At 64.0% G+C, this 7343-nt stretch carries 2 protein-coding genes; both read left to right on the top strand.

Going from position 1 to position 7343, the window contains the following annotated elements; translation table 11 throughout:
- Positions 1–397: 397 nt before the first annotated feature.
- Positions 398–3022 (top strand): DNA mismatch repair protein MutS, encoded by a 2625-nt coding sequence (gene mutS / locus B5F22_RS11635; RefSeq protein WP_087233199.1) that lies wholly within the window; start codon positions 398–400, stop codon positions 3020–3022.
- A 152-nt stretch (positions 3023–3174) separates the two neighbouring features.
- Positions 3175–6708 (top strand): choice-of-anchor I family protein, encoded by a 3534-nt coding sequence (locus tag B5F22_RS11630; RefSeq protein ID WP_087392679.1) that lies wholly within the window; start codon positions 3175–3177, stop codon positions 6706–6708.
- The last annotated feature ends 635 nt before the right edge of the window (positions 6709–7343 follow it).

The following is a 7343-nucleotide window of genomic DNA, read 5'->3' as shown; positions in this document are numbered from 1 at the left end:
GCGTTCCCGCCGCCGAAAGTTTCTGCCGCACTATCCTGTTGCGCTGTGGTAGGGGCCGTGGCTTGCCCGGCCCGTGGCTACCCTGGCATTGCCCTGGGAAATTCGGGAGGGGCAAGCCCCTCCCCTACGCCCATCAATCCAAGAAATGCGGCAATTTTCAAGGTCTTTTTGTGTCCAGCCCTTCCAGAACTGCATTGACACGCCACCCCGTACCGCGGGGTGGATTCCACAAGGCGGGGGAAGGCCCCGCCTTTGGTGGTCTTTGGTTCCTTTCTGGCAGCAGAAAGGAACCCCCAGCGGGGAGCGTCCCCACCAGGCTGGCAAGCCTGAGACGGGGAACGTATCAAGATACCTGGCTGATTGCCCCGCAACAACAAATAGAAAGGTCGTGCACTCCATGGCGGAACTCACCCCCATGATGAAACAATATATCAAAATGAAGCAGGACAATCCCGATTGCCTGCTTTTCTTCCGGTTGGGGGACTTTTACGAGATGTTCCAGGACGACGCCAAGATCGGCGCCCAGGAGCTGGGCCTCACCCTCACCACCCGGGACCGCAACAAGCCGGAGGAGGAGCGCACCCCCATGTGCGGGGTGCCCTACCACTCCGCCCAGAACTACATCGCCCGACTTATCAAGCGGGGCTATAAGGTGGCCATCTGCGAGCAGATGGAGGACCCCGCCACCGCCAAGGGCCTGGTGGAACGGGACATCGTGCGCATCGTCACCCCCGGCACCGCCATGGACGACGTGATGCTGGACGAGAACAACAACAACTACATCTGCTGCGTGTACCTGGACGGGGACCGGGCAGGTATGGCGGTGTGCGACGTGTCCACCGGACAGTTCCACACCACCCCCTTCTCCGGCACCGACTGGCTGCCCCATCTGTGCAACCAGCTCTCCGCCTGTCCCCCCAGCGAGGCCATTCTCTCCCCCCAGGCCGCCGCACAGCGGGAACTGGTGGAATTCTTGCGCCAGCGGCTGGACTGCCTGTGCCAGACAGGAACGGAAGAGCAGTTTGCCCCCCAGGCCGCCGGGTCCGCCCTGGAGGTGTGCGGGCTGTGGGAGACGGGAGCCCCGCTGCCGGAGCAAGACCTGGCCTGTTATCAGGCCGCCGGCGCTCTGGCCGGGTACCTGACCCAGACCCAGAAGACCGACCTCACCCACCTGGGCCCCCTGGTGGTGGAGCAGCCCGACCAGCGGCTGTACATGGAGCTGGACCTCACTGCCCGGCGCAACCTGGAGCTCACCGAGACCATGCGCAGCAAGGACAAGAAGGGCTCCCTTCTCTGGGTGCTGGACCGCACCCGCACCCCCATGGGCCACCGGATGATTCGCGCCTGGCTGGAGCGGCCCCTGCGCTCCCCCCTGGCCATCACCCGCCGTCAGGACGGGGTGGCCGCCCTGGTGGACAACCTGGTGGCCCGGGAAGAGCTGAGCCACGCCCTGCGCCAGGTGCCCGACCTGGAGCGGCTCATCGGCAAGGTGGGCTACGGCTCTGCCAACGCCCGGGACATGAAGGCCCTGGCCCAGGGCCTGGGGATGCTCCCCGCCTTGGCCGCCCAGCTGGAGGCTCTGACGGGCCGGGCCATGGAGGGCATCAAGGACGGCATGCTGGGCCTGGAGGACCTGCAACAGGCCATTGATGGGGCCATCCGGGACGAGGACGACGACCACCGCCTCCCCTTTACCATCCGAGAGGGCGACTTCATCCGCCCCGGCTACGACGAGCAGGTGGACCACCTGCGGGACATCCTCACCAACGGGGCGGATATGGTGATTGCTCTGGAGAGCCGGGAGAAGGAGCGCACCGGCATCAAGAGCCTGAAGGTCCGGTACAATAAGGTGTTCGGCTACTACATCGAGGTGTCCAAGTCCAACTACGACCTGGTGCCCGAGGACTACATCCGCAAGCAGACCCTGGTCAACTGCGAGCGGTTCATTACCCCCGAGCTCAAGGACCTGGAGCACGAGATTCTCTCCGCCCAGACCCGCATCACCGCCCTGGAGTACCAGCTGTTCTGCCAGCTGCGGGACACGGTGTCCGCCCGGGTGCGGGAGGTGCAGCGGGCCGCGGGCAGCGTGGCCCAGCTGGACGTGCTCCTCTCCTTTGCCACGGTGGCGGTGGAGCGAAACTACTGCCGCCCGGTGGTGGACGAGAGCGGAGTCATCGACATTCAGGAGGGCCGCCACCCGGTGGTGGAGCACACCCTGAAAGACACCCTCTTCGTGCCCAATGACACCCACATGGACGAAAACGAACACCGTCTGTCCATCATCACCGGCCCCAATATGGCGGGTAAATCCACCTACATGCGCCAGGTGGCCCTCATTGTGCTCATGGCCCAGATGGGCTGCTATGTCCCCGCCCGCTCTGCCCACATCGGCGTGGTGGACCGGGTGTTCACCCGCATCGGGGCCTCCGACGACCTGGCCGCCGGACAGTCCACCTTCATGGTGGAGATGAGCGAGGTGGCCCAGCTGCTCCAAAACGCCACCCGCCACTCCCTGCTCATTCTGGATGAGATCGGCCGGGGCACCTCCACCTATGATGGCATGTCCATCGCCCGGGCGGTGCTGGAATACTGCGCGGAGGCCAAGAAGCTGGGAGCCAAGACCCTGTTTGCCACCCACTACCACGAGCTCACCGCCGTGGAGCAGGAGCTGGAGGGGGTACACAACTTCCACATCGCGGTGAAAAAGCGGAAGGACGACATTGTCTTCCTGCGTAAAATCATCCCCGGCGGGGCCGACCAGAGCTACGGCATCGAGGTGGCCAAGCTGGCGGGGGTGCCCAATCCCGTCATTGCCCGGGCCCGGGAGATTCTGGCCCAGCTGGAGAGCCAGGGGGCGGTGGCCCCGGTGGGCACCGTGTCCGCCCCGGCCCAAGAGCAGATGACCCTGGGAGATTTGGCGGGCGGCGAGGTGCTGGACACCCTGCGGAACACCGCCGTGGACACCCTCACCCCCATTGAGGCGCTGAACCTGCTCTATCAATTGAAGCAAAAATTGTCCTAACATTCCCAAGAGGCCATGCAGAATCGTCTGCATGGCCTCTTTTTTGACAATCTCTTTACATGATTCATACCTTTGTCCGATAGCACCATTTGCAGGCTTCCCTTATAATGCCATCTGCGAGAATTGGAATCATTAAGGAGGAAACAACACATATGAAAAAGCGGTACACAAAGCTGGCCAGCGTGGCACTCAGCGCCGCGCTGCTCACGGGGATGTACCCCCTGGCCCTGGCCGCCCAGGAGACCCCCAACACCGCCCTGTGGGGCTCCACCGCAGGCTTTGACGTGGACAGCCTGACCCTTCAGCCCGGCCAGACCACTGCATCCATCAACCTCAACTGGTACGCTCCCGACGGCACCCAAACCGCCCAGATCGCTCTGGGGGATGGCCGGGTGGTAGAGGCCACCGTGTCCGAGCTCACCACCCCCACCAAGGTGGACGAGAGCAAGTACACCGACACGGGCAAAATGGTGTGCAAGGCCACCGTGTCCGGCCTGGTGCCCGGCACCAGCTACGAATACCGCATTTCCAACGACGGGGGCCAGACCTGGTCCCAAGTCTATACCTACACCACCCCCCAGGCGGACAACTTCACCTTCGCCTTCACCAGTGACCCCCAGATCAAAGAGGACCAGTCCCACAACGACGACGGCTGGAACTCCGCCGACGGCTCCAACCAGACCGGATGGGCCAAGATGATGGAGGTGGTGGGCCAGGCTGGGGCCACCCTGATGGTGTCCGCCGGTGACCAGGTGGAGGACCAGAGCTGGGGCAAATCCAGCGAGTACGAGGCCTTCTTTGCCCCTGAGGAGATGACCTCCATCGCCTACGCCCCCGCCGTTGGCAACCACGACCGCCACTACATGTTCGCCGACCACTTCAACCTCCCCAACCAGATGGAAGTGGCCCAGGACGGTCTTTCCGGCACCGGCACCCTGCTGGAGCAGGTGAAGACCACCTTCCGGGGCCAGAACAGCGGCACCAGCCAGAGCCACGGCAACTACATCCAGGCCACCGCCGATGAGATTGCCAACCACAGTAGCAGCAACGGTGTCACCCCCAACGCCGACGGCCAGTACGACTTCACCGAGCGCCGGGAGATGGAGACAAAAGGCAACTACTACTATCTCTACAACAACGTGCTCTTTGTCACCCTGAACACCGGGGCCTACCCCGGCGGCAACGACGACCTGGAGGGGGAAAACGGGGACAACGCCAGCGTGCCCAGTGCCACCCGTGACAACTCCGAGGCCGAGGCCATGGTGGAGAACTTCCGCCGCACCCTCACCAGCGCCACCCAGGAGTACGCCGGCCAGTATGACTGGCTCATCGTCACCCACCACAAGTCCACCCAGACCGTGGCCAAGCATGCCGCCGACTCGGACATTGAGAACTACGTGGACGCCGGGTTTGAGACCCTGATGGACGACTTCGACGTGGACTTCGTCCTGGGCGGCCACGACCACGTGTACTCCCGCAGCTATGTCCTCAAGGGCGGACAGCGCAACGCCGAGGCCCTGGACACCTTCTATGACCCCGACGGCACCATTTACCTCACCGGAAACTGCGCCTCCGACATGCAGTACTATACCCCCTTCCAGTCCGTGGACAAGGCCAACAATGTGGACTACCCGGTGCTGGCCAACGGCGAGACCGGCTCTCAGGCCTACCTGGCGGGCAACCTGCCCCTGGGCAACCAGGAGTGGAACCAGGACTACAGCCCCAGCTACGCCCTGTTTGACGTGGAGGGGAACACCATCACCGTGAACGTGTACAACCTCAGCGGGGACAGCCAGACCCCCGACTCCACCCCCATCGACCACTTCACCGTCACCAAGAACACCGACGGCGGCGCACAGACCCAGGGCGAGGAGAACGGCGACGCCCAGCTGGACGTGACCAAGATCGCCGGATATACCTCCGGGGAGTTCAACGTGGACGGAGGCGTCATGGAGATTGTCTCCTACAACGCCGCCACCGGCTGGGCCTACGCCGTCAACGGCCAGTCCGGCCTGCTCACCGCCATTCCCCTGAAAACCCTGGAAGAGAAGGACACCGTGGACCTGCTGGACGGCAACGACATGGACATCAAGGCCATGGTGGAGGAGAACGACCCCACCTTTGCCTATGGGGACATGACCTCGGTGGCCGTCTCCCCCGACGGCTCCACCCTGGCCGCCGCCCTCCAGGCCGCTGGATATGCCGACGCTGGCCGGGTGGCCCTGTTTACCTGCAACTCCGACGGCTCCCTGACCCTGGACCAGCTGGTGGAAGTGGGCGTGCAGCCCGACATGGTCACCTTCGCCGATGACCACACCGTCCTCTCCGCCGACGAGGGCGAGCCCCGCATGGGCTACTCCGCCGACGTCATCGACCCCAAGGGCTCTGTGTCCGTGGTGGACGTGGCCACCGGCACCGCCCAGGTGGTGACCTTCGACACCTTCGATGCCCAGCGCTCCCAGCTCACCGCCAACCACATCATCTTGAAGCAGGGCTCCAACCCCTCCACCGACCTGGAGCCGGAGTACATCGCCGTGTCCGGCTCCCAGGCCTACGTGACCTTGCAGGAAGCCAACGCCATCGCCGTGCTGGACCTCACCACCCGCACCTTCACCGGCATCTACTCCTGCGGCTTTGAGGACTACTCTGTCACCCCCGTGGACCCGGACAAGGGGGACGAGGCCTACAACCCCCAGACCTATGAGAATGTGCTGGGCATCCGCATGCCCGACGGCATCGCCGCCTATGAGGTGGACGGGGTCACCTACCTGGTGTGCGCCAACGAGGGCGACAGCCGGGAGTGGGGGGACTACCTCAACGAAAACGAGGCCAAGAAGGGCGTTGCCTCCCCCGCTGGCAACATCGCCGAGGGTGAAATCAGCGGCAAAGTGGTGTACTTCGGCGAGGAGAGCAAAACCGAGAGCGCCAAGGGCTATGACGGCCTGGATTCCTCCAAGGACTACCTGTTCGGCGGCCGCTCCTTCACCCTCTACGCCGTGACCGAGGACGGCATTCAAGAGGTCTTCACCAGCGGGGACGACTTTGAGTCCCTCACCGCCCGTTACTTCCCCGACTCCTTCAACACCTCCAACGACAACGCCGCCCTGGACGACCGCTCCGGCAAGAAGGGCCCCGAGGCGGAGAGCGTCACCGTGGGCGTGGTGGACGGCAAGACCTACGCCTTTGTGGCTCTGGAGCGCACCGGCGGCGTGATGGTGTACGACGTCACCGACCCCAGCGCCGTGACCTACGTCAACTATGTCAACTCCCGGGACTTCGGCTCCATCGTCCCCGGCTCTGAGGTGTACGAGGACGGCGAGCTGGACAAGTGGGTCACCGGTGGCGACGTGGCCCCCGAAGGCCTGGCCTTCCTCACCGCCCAGCAGAGCCCCACCGGGCGGCCCATGCTGCTGGCCGCCTGTGAGGTGTCCGGCACCGTGGCGGTGTACGAGCTGACCGGGCAGGAGACGGAGCAGCCCACCCCCTCCCCGGAGGTCACACCTTCCCCCGAGGTGACCGCCACCCCCGCCCCCGAGGCCTCTACCAATCCTGAGACCACCCAGAAGCCCGAGACTGACGTGCCCCAAACCGGGGACACCGCCCAGCTGAGCCTGGTGCTGGGTGTTCTGGTTCTGTCCGCCGCCGGGCTGGCGGCTGTGGTGACGGTGCGTCGTCGGCGCAGCTAAGCCCCTGATAAAACAAGAAAGTACGGTCAGAGAAATCTGGCCGTACTTTTTTCTTTATAGGAAACTTGCTCTTCTCCAATTTCTCAGGCTTCACCTCGTTCCCCTGGCGAGGGGAGACGCGCTCCGCTGGGCCCGATTTCTCCCCGATGAGAAATCGGGGAAAGAATCGCCAAAGGCGGGGCCTTCCCCCGCCTTGTGGAATCCACCCCGCGGTACTGGATGCACCTGCGTCCTCCTTGCTTCGGCCCTTGGCATGATAGTGTCACATAGACGGCGTGGAAATTCTACCTAAAATATCTGCTTCTCTGTGAGGTTGTCCTTCTACTGCCAGGGCCTTACCCTGGTGTGCAACTGTTTCCAGTTGACGGGGCCTGGCTCCCGGCGGCGGGAACGCCGCTTCTCCAGGGTAGGCCCGGACATGAAAACCACCCAGCTGTAGGGCCAGCTGCCCAGGGTAACCTGGTGTGGTGGCAGTAGCAGGAGCCACATCAAGGGTGACGGGCCGAATATAGCCTTGACGCAGGTCCAGCCTGGCACCCTAGGGGGGTCCTTAGGGGGGAACGCCCTAAGCGGGTTTTGGTGCCTTTTGTCCGCTCAAAAGGCACCCCCAGCGGGGAGCGTCCCCACCAGGCTGG

It is taken from the genome of Pseudoflavonifractor sp. An187, assembly GCF_002160275.1.
Classification (GTDB): Bacteria; Bacillota; Clostridia; order Oscillospirales; family Oscillospiraceae; genus Enterenecus; species Enterenecus faecium.
Note: the sequence above shows the minus strand (reverse complement) of the source record. Positions and strands in the feature narration are given on the sequence as shown.

Bases quoted from the DNA above. Each gene is read 5' to 3' on its own strand.
- mutS (WP_087233199.1), top strand. From the start codon at position 398: ATGGCGGAACTCACCCCCATGATGAAACAATATATCAAAATGAAGCAG.
- B5F22_RS11630 (WP_087392679.1), top strand. From the start codon at position 3,175: ATGAAAAAGCGGTACACAAAGCTGGCCAGCGTGGCACTCAGCGCCGCG.